At 67.7% G+C, this 19,396-nt stretch carries 23 protein-coding genes; 11 read left to right on the forward strand and 12 right to left on the reverse strand.

Annotated features, from left to right (window positions below):
* The first annotated feature begins 150 nt into the window (after positions 1 to 150).
* A complete protein-coding gene (locus AL072_RS01190; RefSeq protein WP_245636718.1) occupies positions 151 to 1,197 on the forward strand; it encodes a diacylglycerol/lipid kinase family protein in 1,047 nt (348 codons plus the stop codon).
* Between the two features lie 105 nt (positions 1,198 to 1,302).
* Here the strand turns inward: AL072_RS01190 and AL072_RS01195 are convergent, their stop codons facing one another.
* The 4 genes from AL072_RS01195 to AL072_RS01210 all read right to left on the reverse strand — a co-directional run bounded on the left by AL072_RS01195 (position 1,303) and on the right by AL072_RS01210 (position 3,954).
* Positions 1,303 to 1,950 (reverse strand): DNA-3-methyladenine glycosylase family protein, encoded by a 648-nt coding sequence (locus AL072_RS01195; protein ID WP_045581852.1) that lies wholly within the window; start codon positions 1,948 to 1,950, stop codon positions 1,303 to 1,305.
* 40 nt (positions 1,951 to 1,990) lie between these two features.
* Positions 1,991 to 2,233, reverse strand: a complete 243-nt coding sequence (gene purS, locus AL072_RS01200) for a phosphoribosylformylglycinamidine synthase subunit PurS (protein WP_045581851.1) — start codon at positions 2,231 to 2,233, stop codon at positions 1,991 to 1,993.
* 38 nt (positions 2,234 to 2,271) lie between these two features.
* Positions 2,272 to 3,036, reverse strand: a complete 765-nt coding sequence (purC, locus tag AL072_RS01205; RefSeq protein WP_045581850.1) for a phosphoribosylaminoimidazolesuccinocarboxamide synthase — start codon at positions 3,034 to 3,036, stop codon at positions 2,272 to 2,274.
* Between the two features lie 144 nt (positions 3,037 to 3,180).
* Positions 3,181 to 3,954 (reverse strand): NRDE family protein, encoded by a 774-nt coding sequence (locus AL072_RS01210; RefSeq protein ID WP_045581849.1) that lies wholly within the window; start codon positions 3,952 to 3,954, stop codon positions 3,181 to 3,183.
* A gap of 161 nt (positions 3,955 to 4,115) precedes the next feature.
* On the opposite strand from AL072_RS01210, the gene AL072_RS01215 reads away from it, so the two are divergent.
* Complete coding sequence (locus AL072_RS01215; RefSeq protein ID WP_045582612.1) at positions 4,116 to 4,436, forward strand: DUF1476 domain-containing protein; 321 nt, start codon at positions 4,116 to 4,118, stop codon at positions 4,434 to 4,436.
* A 49-nt stretch (positions 4,437 to 4,485) separates the two neighbouring features.
* On the opposite strand, the gene AL072_RS01220 is transcribed toward AL072_RS01215, so the two are convergent.
* Positions 4,486 to 5,352 carry an N-formylglutamate amidohydrolase gene (locus tag AL072_RS01220; protein WP_045581848.1) on the reverse strand — a complete coding sequence of 289 codons (867 nt, stop codon included), beginning with the start codon at positions 5,350 to 5,352 and terminating at the stop codon, positions 4,486 to 4,488.
* Positions 5,353 to 5,628: 276 nt separating this feature from the next.
* Here AL072_RS01220 and AL072_RS01225 point away from each other — a divergent pair, with 276 nt between their 5' ends.
* Positions 5,629 to 6,582, forward strand: a complete 954-nt coding sequence (locus AL072_RS01225; RefSeq protein ID WP_045581847.1) for a M14 family metallopeptidase — start codon at positions 5,629 to 5,631, stop codon at positions 6,580 to 6,582.
* A gap of 24 nt (positions 6,583 to 6,606) precedes the next feature.
* On the opposite strand, the gene AL072_RS01230 is transcribed toward AL072_RS01225, so the two are convergent.
* Complete coding sequence (locus AL072_RS01230; RefSeq protein ID WP_082108917.1) at positions 6,607 to 7,143, reverse strand: CreA family protein; 537 nt, start codon at positions 7,141 to 7,143, stop codon at positions 6,607 to 6,609.
* A 124-nt stretch (positions 7,144 to 7,267) separates the two neighbouring features.
* Between AL072_RS01230 and AL072_RS01235 the strand changes: the two genes are divergently transcribed.
* Positions 7,268 to 8,413, forward strand: coding sequence for an AI-2E family transporter (locus AL072_RS01235; protein ID WP_045581846.1), 1,146 nt, complete (start codon positions 7,268 to 7,270; stop codon positions 8,411 to 8,413).
* Positions 8,414 to 8,449: 36 nt separating this feature from the next.
* On the opposite strand, the gene AL072_RS01240 is transcribed toward AL072_RS01235, so the two are convergent.
* On the reverse strand, positions 8,450 to 9,463 hold the full coding sequence (locus AL072_RS01240) for a DUF6352 family protein (protein WP_045581845.1): 1,014 nt from the start codon (positions 9,461 to 9,463) through the stop codon (positions 8,450 to 8,452).
* A 30-nt stretch (positions 9,464 to 9,493) separates the two neighbouring features.
* The gene (locus AL072_RS01245) at positions 9,494 to 10,519 is read right to left on the reverse strand and encodes an alpha/beta hydrolase (protein WP_082108916.1); all 1,026 of its coding nucleotides are present in this window, start codon (positions 10,517 to 10,519) and stop codon (positions 9,494 to 9,496) included.
* A 179-nt stretch (positions 10,520 to 10,698) separates the two neighbouring features.
* Here AL072_RS01245 and AL072_RS01250 point away from each other — a divergent pair, with 179 nt between their 5' ends.
* The 5 genes from AL072_RS01250 (at position 10,699) to AL072_RS01265 (ending at position 14,780) form a co-directional block, all read left to right on the forward strand.
* Positions 10,699 to 11,304 carry a septal ring lytic transglycosylase RlpA family protein gene (locus AL072_RS01250; protein WP_045581844.1) on the forward strand — a complete coding sequence of 202 codons (606 nt, stop codon included), beginning with the start codon at positions 10,699 to 10,701 and terminating at the stop codon, positions 11,302 to 11,304.
* Between the two features lie 464 nt (positions 11,305 to 11,768).
* On the forward strand, positions 11,769 to 12,218 hold the full coding sequence (locus AL072_RS01255) for a MaoC family dehydratase (RefSeq protein WP_045581843.1): 450 nt from the start codon (positions 11,769 to 11,771) through the stop codon (positions 12,216 to 12,218).
* Between the two features lie 118 nt (positions 12,219 to 12,336).
* Positions 12,337 to 13,281, forward strand: coding sequence for a bifunctional riboflavin kinase/FAD synthetase (locus AL072_RS01260; protein WP_045581842.1), 945 nt, complete (start codon positions 12,337 to 12,339; stop codon positions 13,279 to 13,281).
* A gap of 28 nt (positions 13,282 to 13,309) precedes the next feature.
* The gene (locus AL072_RS35140; protein WP_167543361.1) at positions 13,310 to 13,486 is read left to right on the forward strand and encodes a hypothetical protein; all 177 of its coding nucleotides are present in this window, start codon (positions 13,310 to 13,312) and stop codon (positions 13,484 to 13,486) included.
* A 91-nt stretch (positions 13,487 to 13,577) separates the two neighbouring features.
* Positions 13,578 to 14,780 (forward strand): multidrug effflux MFS transporter, encoded by a 1,203-nt coding sequence (locus AL072_RS01265; protein ID WP_045581841.1) that lies wholly within the window; start codon positions 13,578 to 13,580, stop codon positions 14,778 to 14,780.
* Here AL072_RS01265 and AL072_RS01270 read toward each other — a convergent pair.
* Positions 14,746 to 15,339, reverse strand: a complete 594-nt coding sequence (locus AL072_RS01270; RefSeq protein ID WP_045581840.1) for an MgtC/SapB family protein — start codon at positions 15,337 to 15,339, stop codon at positions 14,746 to 14,748. The genes AL072_RS01265 and AL072_RS01270 overlap by 35 nt on opposite strands.
* A gap of 437 nt (positions 15,340 to 15,776) precedes the next feature.
* On the opposite strand from AL072_RS01270, the gene AL072_RS01275 reads away from it, so the two are divergent.
* Positions 15,777 to 16,913: a type III PLP-dependent enzyme gene (locus AL072_RS01275; RefSeq protein WP_045581839.1), complete on the forward strand. Its 1,137-nt coding sequence runs from the start codon at positions 15,777 to 15,779 to the stop codon at positions 16,911 to 16,913.
* 253 nt (positions 16,914 to 17,166) lie between these two features.
* Here AL072_RS01275 and AL072_RS01280 read toward each other — a convergent pair whose 3' ends face one another.
* Positions 17,167 to 17,379 carry a DUF1127 domain-containing protein gene (locus AL072_RS01280; RefSeq protein ID WP_045581838.1) on the reverse strand — a complete coding sequence of 71 codons (213 nt, stop codon included), beginning with the start codon at positions 17,377 to 17,379 and terminating at the stop codon, positions 17,167 to 17,169.
* Positions 17,380 to 17,693: 314 nt separating this feature from the next.
* On the opposite strand from AL072_RS01280, the gene AL072_RS01285 reads away from it, so the two are divergent.
* A complete protein-coding gene (locus AL072_RS01285) occupies positions 17,694 to 18,416 on the forward strand; it encodes an HAD family hydrolase (protein ID WP_045581837.1) in 723 nt (240 codons plus the stop codon).
* A gap of 24 nt (positions 18,417 to 18,440) precedes the next feature.
* Here AL072_RS01285 and AL072_RS01290 read toward each other — a convergent pair whose 3' ends face one another.
* Both AL072_RS01290 and AL072_RS36165 read right to left on the reverse strand, forming a co-directional pair.
* Positions 18,441 to 18,800 carry a hypothetical protein gene (locus AL072_RS01290; protein WP_045581836.1) on the reverse strand — a complete coding sequence of 120 codons (360 nt, stop codon included), beginning with the start codon at positions 18,798 to 18,800 and terminating at the stop codon, positions 18,441 to 18,443.
* 14 nt (positions 18,801 to 18,814) lie between these two features.
* On the reverse strand, positions 18,815 to 19,393 hold the full coding sequence (locus tag AL072_RS36165) for a DUF3990 domain-containing protein (protein ID WP_144428101.1): 579 nt from the start codon (positions 19,391 to 19,393) through the stop codon (positions 18,815 to 18,817).
* Positions 19,394 to 19,396 lie beyond the last annotated feature (3 nt).

A 19,396-nucleotide genomic window follows, 5' to 3' on the forward strand; every position in this document is an offset into this window, starting at 1 on the left:
GTGACCGAAGGCCACCAAGACAAACGCGGTATAAATGAAAGAGAGGCATCTTGACAATGTTTTGGAACGCCCGCACCTATTCGCCACACCATTTCGGGAAATGGTCATATCTTCGCAGTTTTACTGCAATGGAATCGCCGCATACCCTTCATGGTTCTGCAACACAAGGCGCGCCCCGCGCCGGACAGGGAGAGCGAATCGGTGCGCGACACGGTGTTGATCGGGGATGCGGCGGCCGGCGGGGCCGGACTTGACGCCATGACGGATGGACCCACGGCCAGGCCGGCCGACGGAGCGGTGCGGCGGCTGCTGGTCATCCACAACCCTACGGCCGGCGGGCGGCGGGCGCGGCGGCTGCGCGCGGTGGTCGGCCGGCTGGAGGCACGCGGCCTGACCGTCGACGTCAAGCCGACCGGCCGGCGCGGCGATGCCGAGGAGTTCGCCCGCGCGGTCGATCCCGGCAGCGTCGATGCCGTGGTCGCGGCCGGCGGCGACGGCACCATCAACGAGGTCATCAACGGGCTTGCGTCGCACGCTGCGTCCGGGAGGGCGCCGGCGCTGGGCATCGTGCCGATGGGCACCGCCAATGTGCTGGCCGCCGAGCTCGGCCTGCCGCTGGATGCGGAGCGCATCGCCGCGGCGATCGCCGGCGGGCGGCGGACGGCGATCTGGCCGGCGCTGGCGAACGGCCGGGTCTTCTCGATGATGGCCGGGGTCGGGCTGGACGCGCGGGTGGTGGAGCGGGTCGACCCGCGGGTGAAGCGGCTGATCGGCAAGGGCGCCTATGTGGCGGAAACGCTGGTGCAGCTGGCGATCCGGCCCGACCACCGCTACCGCGTCACCCTGGACGACGGCGAACCGCAGGAGGTGGCGTCGGTGATCGTCGCCAAGGGGCATTTCTACGGCGGCCGCTTCATCTGCGCGCCCGATGCCCGGCTGACCGCGCCGGAGCTGCATGTCTGCCTGTTCCCGCGCGGCGGCCGGCTGAACGCGCTGCGCTATGTCTGGGGCGTCACCGCCGGACGGCTGGCGCATTTCCCGGACTACCGGGTGGTGACGGCCAGGCGGGTGCGGATCGAGGGGCCGGCCGGGGACGGGGTGTTCGCCGACGCGGTGCAGGGCGACGGCGACGTGCTGGCCCGGTTGCCGGTGGAGATCGCGCTGGCGGGCTGGACCCTGCCGGTGCTGGCGGGGTGAGGTTTCGGCAGCGCTTGCCCCCTCCCCGAACCCCCCCACCTGCGGTGGGAGAGGGAGTAAGTGCAGGAGCGGCGGAGTTCCCTCTCCCGCGATAGCGGGGGAGGGCTAGGGAGGGGGCAATGCCCTCGACGGCTTCACGACTCTCGCCGCCCGCGCCTGCTCCTGCAACGCCACATAATGGTGCCAGACCAGCCTTGCGGCAAAGCTGCGGTAGGGCCGCCAGGGCTCGGCGACCTCGATCAGCTGCCTGGGCGTCGGCTTGTCCGCCCAGCCCTTCAGGCGCTGGACGCCGAGCTGGATCGCCAGATCGCCGATCGGCCAGATGTCCGGCCGGTCGAGCGTGCTCATCAGGTAGACCTCGGCGCTCCAGCGGCCGATGCCCTTCAGCGCGACGAGCCGGGAGATCGCCTCCTCGTCGGGCAGGATGTGGATGACGTCGAAGTCGAGCCGGCCGCTCGCCACCGCGTCCGCCAGTCCGCGGGCATAGCCGATCTTCTGGCGGGAAAAGCCGCAGGCACGCAGGCTCTCGTCGTCGAGCGCCAGGATCGCCTCGGGGGTGACGGCACCGCCCATGCGCTGCTGCAGCTTGGCCCACAGCGCCAGCGCGACCCTGGTGGAAAGCTGCTGCTCCATCACCATGCGCAGCAGGCCGACGAAACCGGACGGCCGCGAGAAATCGCGGATCGCCGGGCCGCCGACGCGCAGGCATTCGGAAAAGATGGGATCGAGCGCGGTCAGATGCTCGACGCTCATCGACCGCGCTCCACATCCCGCATGACTGTGACCGGGTGGATCAGGCCACCAGCTCGATGGCGTAGTCCTCGATCACGGTGTTGGCGAGCAGCTTGGTGCACATCGCCTCGACCTCGCTGCGGGCGGCGGCCTCGTCGGTGCTCTTGAGCTGCAGCTCGATCACCTTGCCGGCGCGGACGTCCTCGACGCCGTCGAAGCCCAGCGTGTGCAGCGCGTGCGCGATGGCCTTGCCCTGGGGGTCGAGAACGCCGCGCTTGAGGGTGACGTGAACCTTGGCCTTCATCGGATGTCCGCTCGCTTTGATGGGTTGGTGAGGGGTGGTTACTGGAGGGTCTTGGGGCCCTTGACGTCGCTCGGCCCGCCTTCCGGCAGGATGCCGAGGCGCCGCGCGACCTCCTGGTAGGCTTCCTCGACACGGCCGAGATCCTGGCGGAACCGGTCCTTGTCCAGCTTCTCGTTGGTCTTGACGTCCCACAGCCGGCAATTGTCCGGGCTGATCTCGTCAGCCAGGACGATCCGCATCTCCTCGTTCTCCCACAGCCGGCCGAACTCCAGCTTGAAGTCCACCAGCCGCAGGCCGATGCCGAGGAAGAGGCCGGACAGATAGTCGTTCACGCGCAAGGACAGCGCGACCATGTCGTCGAGATCCTGCGGAGCCGCCCAGCCGAAGGCGGTGATGTGCTCCTCCGAGACCATCGGGTCGTTCAGCTCGTCCGACTTGTAGTAATACTCGATGATCGAGCGCGGCAGCGGCGTGCCTTCCGGAATGCCGAAGCGTTGCGACAGCGACCCGGCGGCGACGTTGCGCACCACCACCTCGATCGGGATGATCTCCACCTCGCGCACCAGCTGCTCGCGCATGTTCAGGCGGCGCATGAAGTGCGTCGGCACGCCGATCTCGGACAGACGGCTCATCAGATACTCGGAGATGCGGTTGTTCAGCACCCCCTTGCCGGTGATGACGCCCTTCTTCTGGTTGTTGAAGGCGGTCGCGTCGTCCTTGAAGTACTGCACCAGGGTGCCCGGTTCCGGCCCTTCGAAGAGTACCTTCGCCTTGCCTTCGTAGATGCGCCGGCGTCGTGTCATCGCGTCTTCGTCCAAATACGTAAGGACTGGTCAAGCGAGCTTGCCGGCCCAGGAAAGTGCCTGAGTGATATAGCAAGCCGGGTGCACGAACACAACGACGGGGGTTGAGATGGGGGTTGCCGGACCCGGACAGCCCGGCATGCCTCACAAACCGACGGGCTCATAGGGCACGGCATGCGGCCGGCCCGGCGCGAAGTGCCAGATCGGATTCAGGTCCGGCCGCTCGACCCGCGGCAGGGCGAGCAGCGAGCTCGACGAGGTGCCGAAGCCGCTGGCGAGTCGGAAATCCATGGCGCCGCGCTCGTCCGGCGTGCCTTCCCAGATGCGGCTGCCCATCAGCTCCGGCCAGCCGCCCCAACCGAAGGAGTCGGCGTCGGCGGCGTCCAGCGTCGGCGGAACGGCGTGCTCGAACAGCGGGCGGTAGAAGGCGGTGCGCGGATCCTGCGGGTCGTCCAGCTCGAAGGCGGTCAGCATGTGGACGCCGGCCGGAATGGACGACACCTCCGGCCGGTGGCGCGGGTTGACGCCACGATGGACGACCAGGAAGGCGTCGCGGTTGTCGGCGATCACCAGATTGAACGGGCGGTAGGCGCGGATGTCGAGGTCGGCGAAGCTGCGCGCCGCGTCGGCCGCGTCGGCATGGTCCAGCGCGTCCAGCACCAGCTCGCCGCGCGACCGCTTGCCGTCCTCCGGCCCCAGCGTGCCGAAGCGGTTGAGGACGACCGCAACCACCCCCTCGTCGTTCAGCCCCATCCAGGAGCCGCCCGCCAGCTCGTCCAGCCCGGCGACCACATTCGGCCGGTCGGGCCAGTGGCGGGCCGGAGGCTGCCAGGGGCGCCCGGCCATTTCGTCGCGGTTCCCGGCGACGACCAGCGGCCATGTTGCGTCCGGTCGCCGCAGGAGGATCACGCTGCACATGCGATGCCTTGTGTTTTGTGGTGTCCAAGGGTATCCCGCCGCCCGAGGAAACACTGCATAATATCCGCGGCGGTAACGCGGCGGGACGGTGACGGCAACCGCCTCCGGGCTATATAATCCATGTATCCGGGAGCGAAACCAATAAAGGAGCCATGGTCCCCATGACGACCTTCGACGACCGCGAAAAGGCCTTCGAGAACAAGTTCCAGCACGACGAGGACCTGCTCTTCCGCATCCGGGCCCGGCGCGACCGGCTTGCCGGGGAATGGGCCGCCGACCTGATGGGACTGTCCGGAGCCGAGGCGGAGGCGTATGCCCGCCAGATCGTGGACACCGACATCGGCACGCCCGGTCCGCACGACATCCGGGACAAGCTGGCCGCCGACCTGCATGCCCGGGGGGTCGACATCTCCGACCACCGGGTCGAGAAGCAGATGGCCCGTTTCCTGGAGATCGCGCGCGACCAGATCCACAGGGCGTAGGCCGGCCCCGCTTGTTCCAGCGTGGTCCGCCGCTCCGGCGGCGGGCCGCCTACTCCGCTGCGCGGCGCAGGACCCGTTGGCCGGCATGGTCGGCGATGCGGCGGATCAGCATGTCGATTTCGCCCTTCAGCCGGGCGAAGCCGGCATGGGGCTCCAGCGTCTCCTCGTCCATGTAGAGCCGCCGGTTGATCTCCAGCTGGATCGAATGGCGGCCGCGCGCCGGGTCGCCGTAGCGCGCCACCAGCTCCACCCCCTTGTAGGGGTCGTTGATCGCCACCCGGCGGCCGAAGCCGCGCAGCGTGTCGGCCACCAGCCGGACGAAGCCCGGCTCGCTGGTGGTGCCGTCGCGGTCGCCGATGACGAAATCCACCGCCAGCGGATCGCGGCCGTCCGGCCGCAGCGACGACGGCATGGAATGGCAGTTGACGTGCCAGACGGCGCCGAACCGGTCCGCCAGACCGTCCAGCGTCGCCCGCATCTGCGCATGGTAGGGGCGGTAATAGCGGTCGATGCGGTCGGCCACCACCGCGGCCGGCAGCGTCCCGTCATAGAGCGGCACACCCGGACGCAGCATTTTGCGGATCAGCCCCATGCCCAGCGTGCTGCGCGGGGTCGGGCGCAGCGGCGTCGGCCAGTCGCCGTCGATCAGCGCCGGGTCGATGTCGTCGACCGCGCGGTTCACGTCGATGCAGGTGCGGGGAAACAGCGCGCACAGCAGGGTAGCGCCATGGTCGGGCGCGCCGGCGAACAGCTCCCCGACATGGGTGTCCTCGCCCTGGCGCAGCAGGGCGTGCGGGCAGACCACCTTGAAGTCGGCGGGATAGACGCTGCCGCTGTGCGGCGAATCGAACAGGACCGGCAGGCGGAGGCCGGCCGGATCGTTGCGGACCAGCACGTCATCGATCACGAAGCTCATCGAACAGCCCCGACCAGACGACCCGACATCGCAGAACGCAAGATGGACCCAACCCTCGACGCCAACCAGGGATCCGCCGGATCGTCGAACCGGTGGACAAGCCGGATCCTATACCCCGGACACCGAGCGGGCGTCGACGGCAAATCGTCATGGCCCTGCCATGCTCCTGCAACATTGCACCGCGGCATCAGCCAAAAAATCCCCCGGCCGGACTGGCGCGGGGGCTCCCGCTTCGCCATACTGGAAGGAGCGTCCCTCCGCTGGCGAGCCTGCTGCTTGACCGATCCTCTTTTCGCTCCCGTCGAACTTTCTGCGCCGGACATCGCGCCCTACCGGCGCGGCAACACCGGCATCGACCATGTCACCAGCCTGCCGGCGGGCGAGCCGGGGCCCCATGTCGTGCTGAATGCGCTGGTGCATGGGAACGAACTGTGCGGCGCCATCGCGCTCGACGCGCTGCTGCGGATGGGGCTGCGGCCGAAACGCGGGCGGCTGAGCCTCGTCTTCGCCAACACCGCCGCCTACGCCTGCTTCGACCGCCAGAACCCCTACGCCTCGCGCTATGTGGACGAGGATTTCAACCGGCTGTGGTCGCCCGAGCATCTCGACGGCCGGCGCGACAGCGTCGAGCTGCGGCGCGCCCGCGCCCTGCGCCCGGTCTACGAGACGGCCGACCTGCTGCTCGACCTCCATTCCATGACCGCCGACACCGCGCCGCTGACCCTGTGCGGCCAGACCACGCGCGGGCGCGATCTGGCGCTCGGGCTGCGCCATCCGGCCTGGGTGGTTGCGGATGGCGGCCATGCCGGCGGACGGCGGCTGATCGACTATGGCGGCTTCGCCGAGCCGGAAGGGGCACGCACCGCCATCCTGGTCGAATGCGGCCAGCATTGGCGGGCCGAGACCGCGGTGGTGGCGCTGGAAAGCTGCCTGCGCCTGCTGATCGGGCTGGAGATGATCGATCCGCCGGCCAACGGCCCGAAGCTGCGCCCACGCACCGAGCCGCAGCGGGTGGTGGAGGTCACCGACGCCGTCACCGCTGCCGGCGAACGCTTCCGCTTCACCGCCCCCTTCGTCGGCATGGAGGTGATCGGCCGCGCCGGCACCGTCATCGGCTGGGACGACGGCCGCGCCATCCAGACCCCCTATGACGACTGCGTGCTGATCATGCCCGCCCGCCGCGTGAAGGCCGGGCAGACCGCGGTACGGCTGGGGCGGATCATCGGGTAAGGCGCCGCCCCACGCCTGGCCGCCTCACTTCACCGGCGGCTTGCCCTTGGTCCAGGCGGCTTCGGCGGCGAACAGCGGCACGGTCGAGATCGACATCTTGGCCGAAGCGTCCTTCACCTGCCGGCTGTACACCACATAGATCAGCGTGTCGTTCGGCCGGTCGTAGATGCGGCGGATGGCGATCGACTTGAAGATCAGGCTCTTCCGTTCGGAGAAGACCTCCTCCCCCTTTTGCGACACGTCGATGTCGCCGACGCTCACCGGCCCGGTCTGGCGGCAGGCGATGGAGGCGTTGGACGGATCCTCGAACCAGTTGCCCTTGCTCAGCCGGTCGATCAGGCTGCGGTCGAAATCGACCAGATGGCAGGTGACGCCCTTCACCTTGGGATCCTCGATCGCCTGGATCTGCAGGCCGTTGCCGGTCCAATCGTTGGAGAAGCGGCCGACCACCTCATCCGCCGCGGCGGAGCGGGGCGTGAGCCCGGCCGCTCCGCCCCCCAGGACTACCCCCAGAACCAAAAGGCCGGCGGAAACGTTCATCAGGGGAAACGGGCTGCGCATCGCGACTTGGTCTCCGGCAAGGACGGGTGGGGACCGCAAGCTGCGCGGTCCGGCAAGACACTTCCCTAGATCGGAAGATCGGGCGCCACCGTCAAGCGCCATCCTCCGGAGGTCCGCCGCCGCGATGACAGACCGCAAGTTCGCCTCCCTCCCTCCCGCCCCCGCGGCCCCGCTCCCCGGAACGCCGGAGCCGGCGACCGAGCCGCTGCCCCCGCCCGGCCATCGCCGCGACCCGCTGGCCATCGCCGCCGTCGGCCTGTTCGTGATCGCCCTGCTGTTCACCCTGTATTTCGGCCGCGACGTGCTGCTGCCGATCATGCTGGCGCTGATCCTGAGCTTCCTGCTGCGCCCGCTGGTGCGTGCACTCTACCGCGTCGGCCTGCCGGAGGGGATCGGTGCCGCCATTATGGTGGTTACGCTGTTCGGCGGGGTGCTGCTGGCGATCTACACCCTGTCGGCTCCGGCGGCGGAATGGGTCAACCGCATGCCGCGGGTGCTGCACGAGCTGGAATTCAAGCTGGGCGACCTGCGCGCCGGCATCGAGCGGGCGCGCGAGGCCTCGCACCAGATCGAGCAGCTGACCAAGGAGACCGGCAACGGTGCCGCCCCGGTGCGCGAGGTGGTGGTGCGCGGCCCGACGCTGATGGAACAGGCGGTCAGCCAGGTCGAGTCGGTGATCGTCAACGTCGTGATCCTGCAGGTCCTGCTCTATTTCTTCCTCGCCCGCGGCCGCCACACGCTGGAAGCGTTGATCGGTACCATGCGCAACGTCGACGACCGCGTGCATTACGCGATGGTCGCGGCGACCCTGCAGCAGAACATCGCCGCCTATCTGCTGACCATCACCGTCATCAACGTGGCCCTCGGCACGGCCACCGGCCTGATGATGTGGATGTGGGGACTGCCCAATCCGGCGCTGTGGGGCGTGCTGGTGGCGCTGGCCAACTACATTCCCTTCATCGGCCCGGCGGTGATGACCGGCGTCTTCTTCCTGGTGTCGGTGCTGACTTTCGAGGGCATCGGCGCCATCCTCCTGCCGCCCCTGTCCTTCGTGGCGCTGACGACGATCGAGGGCAACGTCCTCACCCCGATGATCGTCGGCCGGCGGCTGTCGTTGAACCCGATCGCGGTGTTCGTGTCGATCCTGTTCTGGGGCTGGCTGTGGGGCATTCCCGGCGCGCTGCTGGCGGTGCCGATCCTCGCCATCCTGAAGATCCTGTTCGACGCGCACGAACCGATGAAGCCGGTGGGCGCGCTGCTGGGAGGATGACCCCAGGCAACGCTCCCCTCGCCCCGCTTGCGCCCCTCATGCCATCGGGGCGAGCGGCAGATTGACCAGCAGGTTCTGCGGCTTCAGCTTCAGGCGCCGCCCCTCGGTCATCGCCACCCCCAGATAGACCGGCCGGCCGGCGAGGTCCGGGCGCATGGCGGCGGGGTCGGCGAAGTCCAGGCGGAACAGGGCCAGGATGCGGGCCAGCCGCTCCTCCTCCACCTCCACGCCGTTGTAGAGGTCGTTGAGGATCGCGGATGCCGCGCCGTCCAGCCCGACATGCCAGACCCATCGGTCGTCGCGGATGGACTGCACCGGCTGGATGGCGACCGCCGTCCCCAGGAAATGGCCGACCCAGGCCTCCAGCACGCGGGCCAGCGCGTCGAGGCCCGGTGCGGCGAAGGTCATGTCCAGCACGGTGTCGTGCCGGGCGTCGCGGCCCCAATAGAGCGGGTGGTTGGTCTCGTCCAGTATGTCCAGCTCGACGCTGCGGGGGGCGGTCCCCGCCTCCACCACCAGACGGCCGAGGGAGCCGAAGCCGCCGGACGCCGCCATCGTCTCGACGGTTTCGGCATCGGCGACACGGACGCGCCCGTCATCGACCGAGACGGTCTGTTCGCGGAAGAACAGCTCGCCGGCCCGCGCCCGCAGGCCGGACGGGGTGCCGTCCAGGATGCCGCGCAGGATGGCATGGACCAGCTGGTCGATGAACAGCCCCGGCACGCCGCGGGCACCCTCGCGGAACAGGCGGATGTAGCAGCCCTCCAGCGTGCCGGCGGCCAGCAGGCGGTCGCGGAAGGCCAGCCAGACCTGGAAATTCTCCCGCGCGTCCGCATCGGCGATGGCGTCGAGCAGCGGGCCGGGCACCGGCCGCGCCGGATCGTCGAGCAACGCGGCATGCAGCGTGCGCTCGGCGTCGCAGGCCTCCTCCGGCGGGCGCATCTCCGGCCGGAGCAGGTAGGCGCGCAGGAAGTCCGGCGTCACCGCCAGATGGTTGTCGGCGTCGCGGGTCAACAGGTGGAAGCCGGACGCCGTCCAGAAATCGGTCATGCTGCTGGGAACCTCTGGTCCTGAAGGCGCCTATCCGACGACAGAGCCGCCCGCCGGCGCAAGGGTCTTGTCGAGGAAGGCGTCGATGTCCGCCCACACCCGGTCGCGGATGGCGTCGCATTCCATCAGCAGCTCGTGTTTCGCCGTCGGATGGTCGATGAGGCGGGCATTGCCGAGCCGGTCGGCCGCCATCCGGTGCGCCTCGGCCCGCACCACCCGGTCCCCGGGCGCGCTCAGCAGCAGGACCGGCGTGCGCACCCGCTCCAGCGGCAGGGACCGGCGCAGCGCATCCTCCGCATCGAGCGCTGCGGCGATCCAGGCGAAGCTGACGCCGCCGACCCGCAGCTCCGGCCGCTCGGCATAGGGGCCGTGGAAGGCGGCGTAGCGTTGCGGGTCGGCAGTGATCTTGTTGTCGGGACGGAACCGAGCCTCCGCCGGGTCGTAATCGCCCTGCCCCGGCGCATAGTGCGCCCCCAGCCCGCAGGCGGTTCCAAGCGTGGCCAGCCCGCGCACCAGCCAGCGCGGCAGCGGTCCGGTGTGGATGGCATACATCGGCGCCGACAGCAGCACGGCGGCATAGCGGCCCGGGCTCGCGTCCGCATGGCGGGCCAGCGCCAGCGTCGCCACCAGGGCGCCCATGGAATGGGCCAGCAGGATCAGCGGCCCGCCGGTCTCGTCGACGACCGGCGCCACCACCTGCCCATGCACGGCGTCGAGATCGTCGACCAGCGTCGCGAAGTCGGTCAGATGGTGGATCTGCCGGTTGGGCAGCGGCCGGTCGGACAGGCCCTGGTTGCGCCAGTCGACCGCCACCACGCGAAAACCGCGGGCGGCCAGCGCGGCCGCGGTCTCGGCGTATTTCTCGATGAACTCGGCCCGGCCGGTCAGCACCAGCGCGGTGCCGCGCACTCCTTCCGGCACCGGCCAGACGGCGACCCGCAGCCGCGCCCCGTCGGCCGTCGTCACCGTCCGGATCTCCACCTGATCCGCAGCGCTACGCGGCATCGCCGGCCCGGCATTTTCCGACACGGCAGTCCACGCGGCATCGTCGGCCATTCCGTTCCCCTTTCTTTCCCTTGTCCGTTGTATCGCGGATCGGGGCAGCGATCCATGCGGACATCAACCCCGAATTCGCCAAGACGACCAAAACCGGAAATAGCAACGAGGTCTTCATTCGGCTCCGTTTGGGAACTCTTTTCCTTGCAGGGCGTTGGTGCGCCGTTGGAGGTGTACAGATGAAGACAATACGCATCATCGTCCTGGCGCTCGGCGCCACGACCCTGGGCGCAACCCTGGGCGGGATTTCCGCCCCGGCGCTGGCCAGCGGAAAGGCCAAGGTCCCGCCCGTCCATGTCGAGCATGAGGATGGCGAGCAGGTGCTGGTTCACAAAGGGGAGGCATCCTTCTACAGCCAGAAATTCCACGGCCGCACCACCGCCAGCGGCGAGGCGATGAACCAGAACAAGCCCACCGCCGCCTCGCGCGCCCTGCCGCTCGGCGCCAAGGCCACGGTGACCAACGAGGACAACGGCAGAACCGTCGACGTCATCGTCAACGACCGCGGCCCCTATGTCGATGGCCGCGTGATCGACCTGTCGCGCTCGGCCGCCAGGAAGCTCGACATGATCGAGGACGGCACCGCCCCGGTGACGGTGGAGGTCAAGCCGTCGGAACAGCCGACCGAGGCCGCCCGCGACAAGGTCGAGGCGAAGGTCGACCAGCTGACGCCGGACCGGCCCTCGGACAGGCAGGTCGCCGAACGCGACGAGCGGCGGGCCGGAAGCAGCGGCAGCGACAAAGGAGGTAGCGACAAGGTGTCGCAGTCCGGGTCCGGCAAGTAATGCTGCGACGCGGCGAAGACGGCTCCCGATTCGCCGCGCCGGCACGCCGAAACCCGCTGCACCGCCGAACCAACAGTCAGCGAACGGTCAAGCGCTTGAAAAGGAATTGACTTTATCACCGGAAGCGGGATTGCGGGATGGACAGTCCTCGAATATCGCCGGCCGACGCCGGCCGAAGCGATCTTTTCCGGTAAGTGGTTGATCGCGCATCAATTCCGGTAGATTACCTTCCCTGTTCAGTAATGCGTTGCCTCTGTGCCCTTCTCCATTTCCGGCATCACTGCCGGACCGGGCGGCCGTCTTGGCTGCGCCCCTATGCGGAGCGTTAGAGATTTTTTTGCTTTTTTGGAGGAGACGTGATGCCATTCTCCTCGCTGCGGTGCACATGACGCATTGCGGCGAACGGCACGGCGCCGGGGCGCCAGATGCCGGAACAGGCACCGAGAGAAAGAGGAATCGCTGCGATGGACGACGTGCGTCAGGTCCGCAAGGACACCGAAGGCTACTGTATCGAAGACCTCGCCGTCGGCATGACGGCCAGCTTCGCCAAGACGGTGACGGAAGCCGACATCGTCCTGTTCGCGGGCATTTCCGGCGACACCAACCCGGTCCACATCAACCAGGAATATGCCGCCACCACCATGTTCCAGGGCCGCATCGCCCACGGCATGCTGACGGTCGGCTTCATCTCGGCCGTGCTGGGCACCAAGCTGCCGGGGCCGGGCTGCATCTACATGAGCCAGACGCTGAAGTTCAAGGCGCCGGTCCGCGCCGGTGACACCGTCACCGCCCGCGCCACCATCACCGACCTGATCCCGGAAAAGCGCCGCTGCGTCATCAAGACCGTCTGCACGGTCGGCGAGACCGTGGTGGTCGAGGGCGAGGCGCTGTTGATGGTGCCGTCCCGCGGCTGAGCGGGCAGCCTTCGGACCGCAAAACACCGCCGGCGCGTTTACCCCGCGTCGGCGTCGGTCTATATAGACGCCCGGGCAAGCGGATCCGCCGGGGTCCGCCCACAGCATCGGGGCGCGCATGCGACTGTACAGACACACCGCCGACCTGCCGGCCGAAGAACGCGGCGCCGTCGTGGCGCTCGGCAATTTCGACGGCGTGCACCGCGGACATCAGACGGTCATCGGCACCGCCCAGCGCATCGCGGCGGAGCTCGGCGCTCCATCGGCCGTCGTTACCTTCGAGCCGCATCCGCGCAGCGTCTTCCGGCCCGACGACCCGCCCTTCCGGCTGACTCCCTTCCGCGTCAAGACCCGCCATGTCGAGGCATTGGGCGTTGACCAGCTGATCGTCTGCCATTTCGACGAGGGGCTCCGCCACAAGACCGCGCAGGCCTTCGTCGACGAGGTGCTCCTCGCCGGGCTGGGGGTCCGGCACGTCGTCTGCGGCTATGATTTCCTGTTCGGGCACAAGCGGTCGGGCGACCCGGCCTTCCTGTCGCGGGCCGGACGCGCCCAGGGCTTCGGCGTGACCGAGGTCGGGCCGGTGTCCGACAGCGAGGGGGGGGTCTATTCCTCGACCCGCGTGCGTGACGCGCTGACCGCCGGCAACCCGCGCGAAGCCGCCCATGTGCTGGGACATCCCTGGGAGATCGAGGGCCGCGTCGTCCATGGCGACCGGCGCGGCCGGACCATCGGCTTTCCCACCGCCAACATCGAACTGGGCGACTATCTGCGCCCGGCCTTCGGCGTCTATGCGGTGCGGGCCGGGGTCGACCGCGGCGACCGGACCGTCTGGCTGCCGGGCGTCGCCAATCTCGGCGCCCGGCCGACCGTCGACGGCACGGTGGCGCGGCTGGAGGCCCACCTGTTCGACGTCGACCTCGACCTCTACGACCTGCATCTGCGGGTGCAGATGATCGATTTCCTGCGGCCCGAGATGAAGTTCCCAAGCTTCGACGCGCTGAAGGACCAGATCGTCCAGGACGCCGCCGCCGCCCGCGCGGTGCTGGCCGATGCCGGCTGACAGGCCGGCTGAAGGGAGTTCGCAGGGAATGGAACGGGTTCTGATGCTGCTGTTCATACTGAACCAGGGCGGCCCCACCACGCTGGAGTTCGCCAGCCTGGAACAATGCAAGGCGGCCGAGCCGGTCATCATCCAGAATTATCGCGAGATGACCGGCAACACCGTCCTGTCCCGCTGCATCCGCATGGTGCTGCCGGCAAAGTGAGGCGGCAGGGCTGCCCGCCGCGTTCGACGCTGGCGGCGGTTGTTTCATCTGATACAGTGCGCCCCCGTCTCCGCTTGCACTGCAGCAGCCCATGCCACGCCCCGATTCCCTGACGATCCGCGTCCTGCTGACCGCGCTGGTCGCTTTCGGCCCGCTGTCCACCGACCTCTACCTGCCGTCGCTGCCGACCCTGGTCCGGGTGTTCGGGACCGATGTCGCCACGGTGCAGTTGACCCTGTCGATCTTCCTGGTCGGCTTCGCGGTGTCGCAGCTGGTCTACGGCCCGATGTCCGATCGTTTCGGCCGGCGCCCGACCTTGCTGGTCGGGGTGGCGATCTATCTGGTCGCCAGCGCCGTCTGCGCCGTCACCACCAGCATCGACGCGCTGATCGCCGCCCGCTTCTTCCAGGCTCTCGGCGCCTGCTGCGGGCCGGTGGTGGCACGCGCGGTGGTGCGCGACGTCTTCGGGCGCGAGCGGTCGGCGACGGTGCTGGCCTACATGTCGATGGCGATGGCGCTGGCCCCGGCGGTCGGGCCGATGCTGGGCGGCGTCCTGACGGAATGGTTCGGCTGGCGCGCCAACTTCATGCTGCTGACGGTCTTCGCCTGCCTGATCCTGGCGGCGGTATGGTCGCTGCTGGGCGAGACCAACAGCCACCGCGACGAGGAGGCCCTGCGGCCCGGGCGGCTGGCCGCCAATTACCTGATGCTGCTGCGCAACCGCGGCTTCGTCGGTTATGTGCTGGTGGTCGCCTTCTCCTACAGCGGCATCTTCTCCTTCATCTCCGGCTCCTCCTTCGTCCTGATCGAGCGGCTGCATCTGACGCCGGCGCAATATGGCGCCAGCTTCGGCGCGGTGGTGCTGGGCTACATGCTGGGCACCTTCCTGGCCGGGCGGCTGACTCCGAAGCTGGGAGGCGCGCGGATGATCCGGATCGGCACGCTGCTGTCGCTCGGCGGCGGGGCGCTGGGCGGCGGTCTGGCCCTGGCCGGGGTGCTGCATCTGGCCGCCATCGTGGTGCCGGTCTTCCTGTTCATCCTCGGCAGCGGGCTGACCCTGCCCAACGCCACGGCCAATGCGGTCGGTCCCTACCCCACCATGGCCGGGCTCGCCTCCTCCCTGCTGGGATTCGCTCAGATGACCATCGCCGCGGCCATCGGCATTGTCGTCGGACATCTGAGCGACGGCAGCGCGCTGGCGATGATGGGGGCCATCGGGCTGGTGGCGCTGGGTGCACTGCTGGCGCACCGGCTGCTGGTCATTCCCGCGGGGCGGGACGCGCGATCCGCCTGACCCGGCCGGACCGCGCCGCGCGTCGGCGTTCCCGCGCCTTGCGGTCGTCGTCATGATCGTCTTCGGGACCGTCTTCGGAGTCGCGGCCCGAGTCGCCGTCCTTCCCGATCTGCGGAAAGCGGTCCATCAGGAAGGAGAAGACGATGGTCACCATCAGGCACAGCCCCAGCGTCATCCCCGCCAGCATGAAATAACCGGCGCCGCAGGCGATGCCCAGCGCCCCGGCCACCCAGATGACCGCGGCGGTCGTCGCCCCGCGCACGCTGTCGCCCGATCGGAACATCACCCCGGCGCTGATGAATCCGACGGCCTGCGCCACCCCCTGGATGACGCGCACCGGATCGCCCGGCCGCTCGTCACCGGTGGCGTGCAGATCGGCATAGATCTCGAACGCAACCAGTGTAGTCAGGGCGCAGCTGATCGAAATCAGCGTATGGGTGCGCAGGCCCGCCGCCTTGCCGCGCATCTCGCGGTCGAGCCCGAGCAGCGCGCCGCAGAGCGCGGCCGCCAGCAGGCGCAACCCCATCTCCTCGACCGTCAGAACCATCGTCAAGCCCATGAAATCGCTCCGGTTTTTTGCGTCCTTCCCGAACCTGCCACTTTTTTGGGACCTGCGGCATTTTTCACTTTCCAATCGATCACGTTGGATCTATGTAACGCGAACTCGCAAGCGCACGTGCCGCTGGCCCGCCCCTCGGCGTCTCCGAGATGTGGTTATGCAACGACGTAACGCGTGATCCCCGACCGTCCCTTAAACAAGGCGGCGACTTGGAGGTTACGATGGTTGATGTTGTTGTGGGTGGGCGCGTGCTCACCCGTCTCCGAACTCCCTCGCTCCTGGGCCATACGGACAGAACAGGTTTCTGTGCGGGGCAATCCAGTATTGGCGGCCTGAGCGCCTGATCGGCTTTTGCTTTGCCGATCGGCCCGCCCGGCCGCTCCGTCCCCCCGACATCACCCGTTCCGTTCCATCATCTTGCGTCCCAGGAGACTGAGATGACCCAGAAGATTGCGCGCTTTTTCGAAGAGCAGCGCCCGCAGACCCCTTGCCTCGTCGTCGATCTCGACGTGGTCGAGCAGAACTACAACGATCTGCATGACGCCCTGCCCGACGCCCGCATCTTCTATGCGGTGAAGGCGAATCCGGCCGCCGAGATCCTGTCGCTGCTGGCCCGTCTCGGCTCCGCCTTCGACTGCGCCTCGGTCCCGGAAATCCAGATGGCGCTGGCCGCCGGCGCCACCCCGGACCGCATCTCCTTCGGCAACACCATCAAGAAGGAAGGCGACATCCGCCGCGCCTTCGAGCTGGGCGTGCGCCTGTTCGCCTTCGACAGCGAGCCGGAACTGGAAAAGATCGAGCGCGCCGCCCCCGGCGCCCGCGTCTTCTGCCGCATCCTGACCTCGGGCGAGGGCGCCGAGTGGCCGCTGTCGCGCAAGTTCGGCTGCGACCTGCCGATGGCGCGCGAGCTGCTGCTGAAGGCCCGCGACATGGACGTGCAGCCCTATGGCGTGTCGTTCCATGTCGGCTCGCAGCAGAAGGACCTGATGCAATGGGACCACGCCATCTTCCAGGTGGCGCAGCTGTTCCGCGAGCTCGAGGTGCTGGGCGTCGATCTGGGCATGATCAACCTGGGCGGCGGCTTCCCCACCCGCTACCGCACCGACGTGCCGGAATCCACCGCCTACGGCCAGGCGATCTTCGACTCGCTGCGCACCCATTTCGGCAACCATCTGCCGGAGACGATCGTCGAGCCCGGCCGCGGCATGGTCGGCAGCGCCGGCATCATCGAGAGCGAAGTGGTTCTGGTGTCGCGCAAGTCGGCCGAGGATCCCAAGCGCTGGGTCTATCTCGACATCGGCAAGTTCAGCGGTCTGGCCGAGACGATGGACGAGGCGATCCAGTACCCGATCGAGGTGCTGGGCGATGACCAGGAGAGCGACCGCGAGGCGGTGATCCTGGCCGGCCCGACCTGCGACAGCGCCGACGTGATGTATGAGCGCGCCGACTACAAGATGCCGATGGGGCTGAAGGCCGGCGACCGCGTGCGCATCCACGCCACCGGGGCCTACACCACGACCTACTCGGCGGTCTGCTTCAACGGCTTCGAGCCGCTCAAGCACTACTGCATCTGACCGTCGGCCGGCGGAGCGCGGTCCCGGCCCGCTCCGCCGATCACCAGGGCGTAGTCCCCGGGCCGATCATCGGAATTGCCACCTACAGCCCGCCCGCCGTCCATCCCGGCCGACGGGCTTTTCTTTTGGGGGCGGCGCTTTTCTGTGCAGCCTGTTTTTTAGGCGCCAGGACGGTGCGGACAATAAAAAAGGCCGCTTCCGATCAACGGAAGCGGCCTTTTTCCTGTGCGTTCGCCGGCCGGCGTACAGGCGCTCATTCGCGCCAGAACGGCTTCGACATCTCGCGCTCGGCGTCCAGGCGGTTGAAGCCGATGTCCTGGAGCATGCGGTCGTCCAGATAGCCCAGCTCGCGGCGGGTCACGATGCGCTGGCGCCACAGGCCCAGCATGTTCGACGCGACTTCGACGATATGGGCGACGGTGGAGGTGGTGCGGCCGGCATCGGCCGAGTGCAGAAGAGTGGCCATGATGGTGATTCCTGAGATGTCTTGTTTTTGGAGGGGCCGCCGGTCGGCGATCGCTCTCTCCTTGTGTGGAAATATAATTACGCCTCTTCTCGCCATGTTGCCACCCCCAGCGGCAACATGCCCGCTTTGCAGGCAGCGAAGAACTCACCATGCAATGTCACCGATGTGTGGCAAAAGCGTCATTGCGGATACTTACGGTTCGCCAGACGGACAATGACGACGTCCCGCCTTGCCACCCTCTGGACAAGTCAACCTGACTTGAGCCATGTATTGTTTTACTTACGAACCAATCACTGGGAGCAGCGGGCACATCCATGACCGGCACCATCGATCCCGGAAACCCGGGGGTCCAGCAGAGCTTCGATGCCATCGGCTTCGACGGCGACGACACGCTCTGGCACAATGAATCGCTCTTCTCGATGACGCAGGACCGATTCCGCGCCCTGCTGGCCCACACCGCCGACCCGACCGACCTCGATCGCCGGCTGTTGGAGGCGGAGCGCGCCAACCTTCGCGTTTACGGCTACGGCATCAAGGGCTTCGTCCTGTCGATGATCGAAACGGCGATCGACGTCACCGACGGCCAGGTTCCGGCCCGCGACCTGCGAAGCCTGATCGATTTCGGCAAGGCGATGCTGGAGCATCCGGTGGAGTTGCTGCCCGGCGTGGCGGAGGTGGTGGAGGAACTGGCTGCCTGCCACCGTCTGGTGCTGATCACCAAGGGCGACCTGTTCGACCAGGAAAGCAAGATCGCCCGTTCCGGCCTGTCCGAACGCTTCCACGCGGTGGAGATCGTCAGCGAGAAAGATCCGGCGACCTACCGGCGGGTGATGGAGCGCCATGGCATCGACCCGGCGCGCTTCCTGATGGTCGGCAACTCGGTGCGCTCCGATATCCTGCCGGTGCTGGCGACCGGTGCCCACGCCGTCCACATCCCCTATGCCATCACCTGGGCCCATGAGGAAGCCGACGTGCCCGACGAGCATTACCGCCGCATCGACTCGATCCGCGAACTGCCGCCCCTGCTGGGGACTTGAAGAAACTGCAGTGGTCGTCGCCCGTCAACCAGATCCGAAAAGCGTCAACTGCTCCGCAGGAGCCTGATTGCGGGCCACGCGCGCCGACCACCCGTCAGCCATGTCTGCGCGCAGTGCGAGTTTCGCCTCCGGCGCCAGTCGACCCAGCAGGCACCGATACAACAAAAATTGGCTTTCCGTGGGTGTGACGCCACTAAGATCCGCAGCAACCTCCAGCGGCTCCGCATGGAAAAACAACGATCGCTCCGATTCAGACGCGTCGGAAAGCTCATCCTTCAGTCGCTGGGCCAAAGCAGGGTCGTCGTGGAAGATTTCCGACAACGTCGCCTCGACCACGGCCCAGAACAACGACCGGTCATCCATCGGTGGCGTATACTGGCTCATCGCTCATCCATCCTTCATAAGAACGGCCTGCCGACACACGCTCTGTCCGGCGATCCTAACACGGACGATCCACGCTCCGTATGGAAACTGATTTGGGATCTATCGGGCAGAATGGAACGCTGCGGCCATGCGGTAACCGGTCCATAGACCACATCATATGGCTTCTCGCGACCATGCGCCCTGATCCTTCCGGCCCGGCAATCCTCAACAAAAGGCCAGAAACCGAAGACCTCGCCATCATTCTGAAACACGAGACTGTCCAATTCGGACAGTGCCGTGCGGTCAATTTCGAACCGGACAACAACCGCGACAAGCGGGTGCAACGTGGACATGCGCGAGGCCCGCAGGCGCCGGGTCTTGATGTTTGCCCACTCCCGTGCCTGCCCGAGGTCCGTCGTTACGTAAAAGCCGGGACCGAAATCGCAATTGGGGCGACCAACGCCGACATCGACTGAATGAGAGTATCTCGAGCCCTTGCGCATCATCGCTGCCGCCGCTTCGTCATATGTGCCATGATAGACAACGAGTGGCGGATTAAGCCAAAACATAGAGCGATTCCGGCAAGGACGAGATTGTTCGCGCGGAGATAGCATAAT

Source organism: Azospirillum thiophilum (genome assembly GCF_001305595.1).
Taxonomy (GTDB): Bacteria; Pseudomonadota; Alphaproteobacteria; order Azospirillales; family Azospirillaceae; genus Azospirillum; species Azospirillum thiophilum.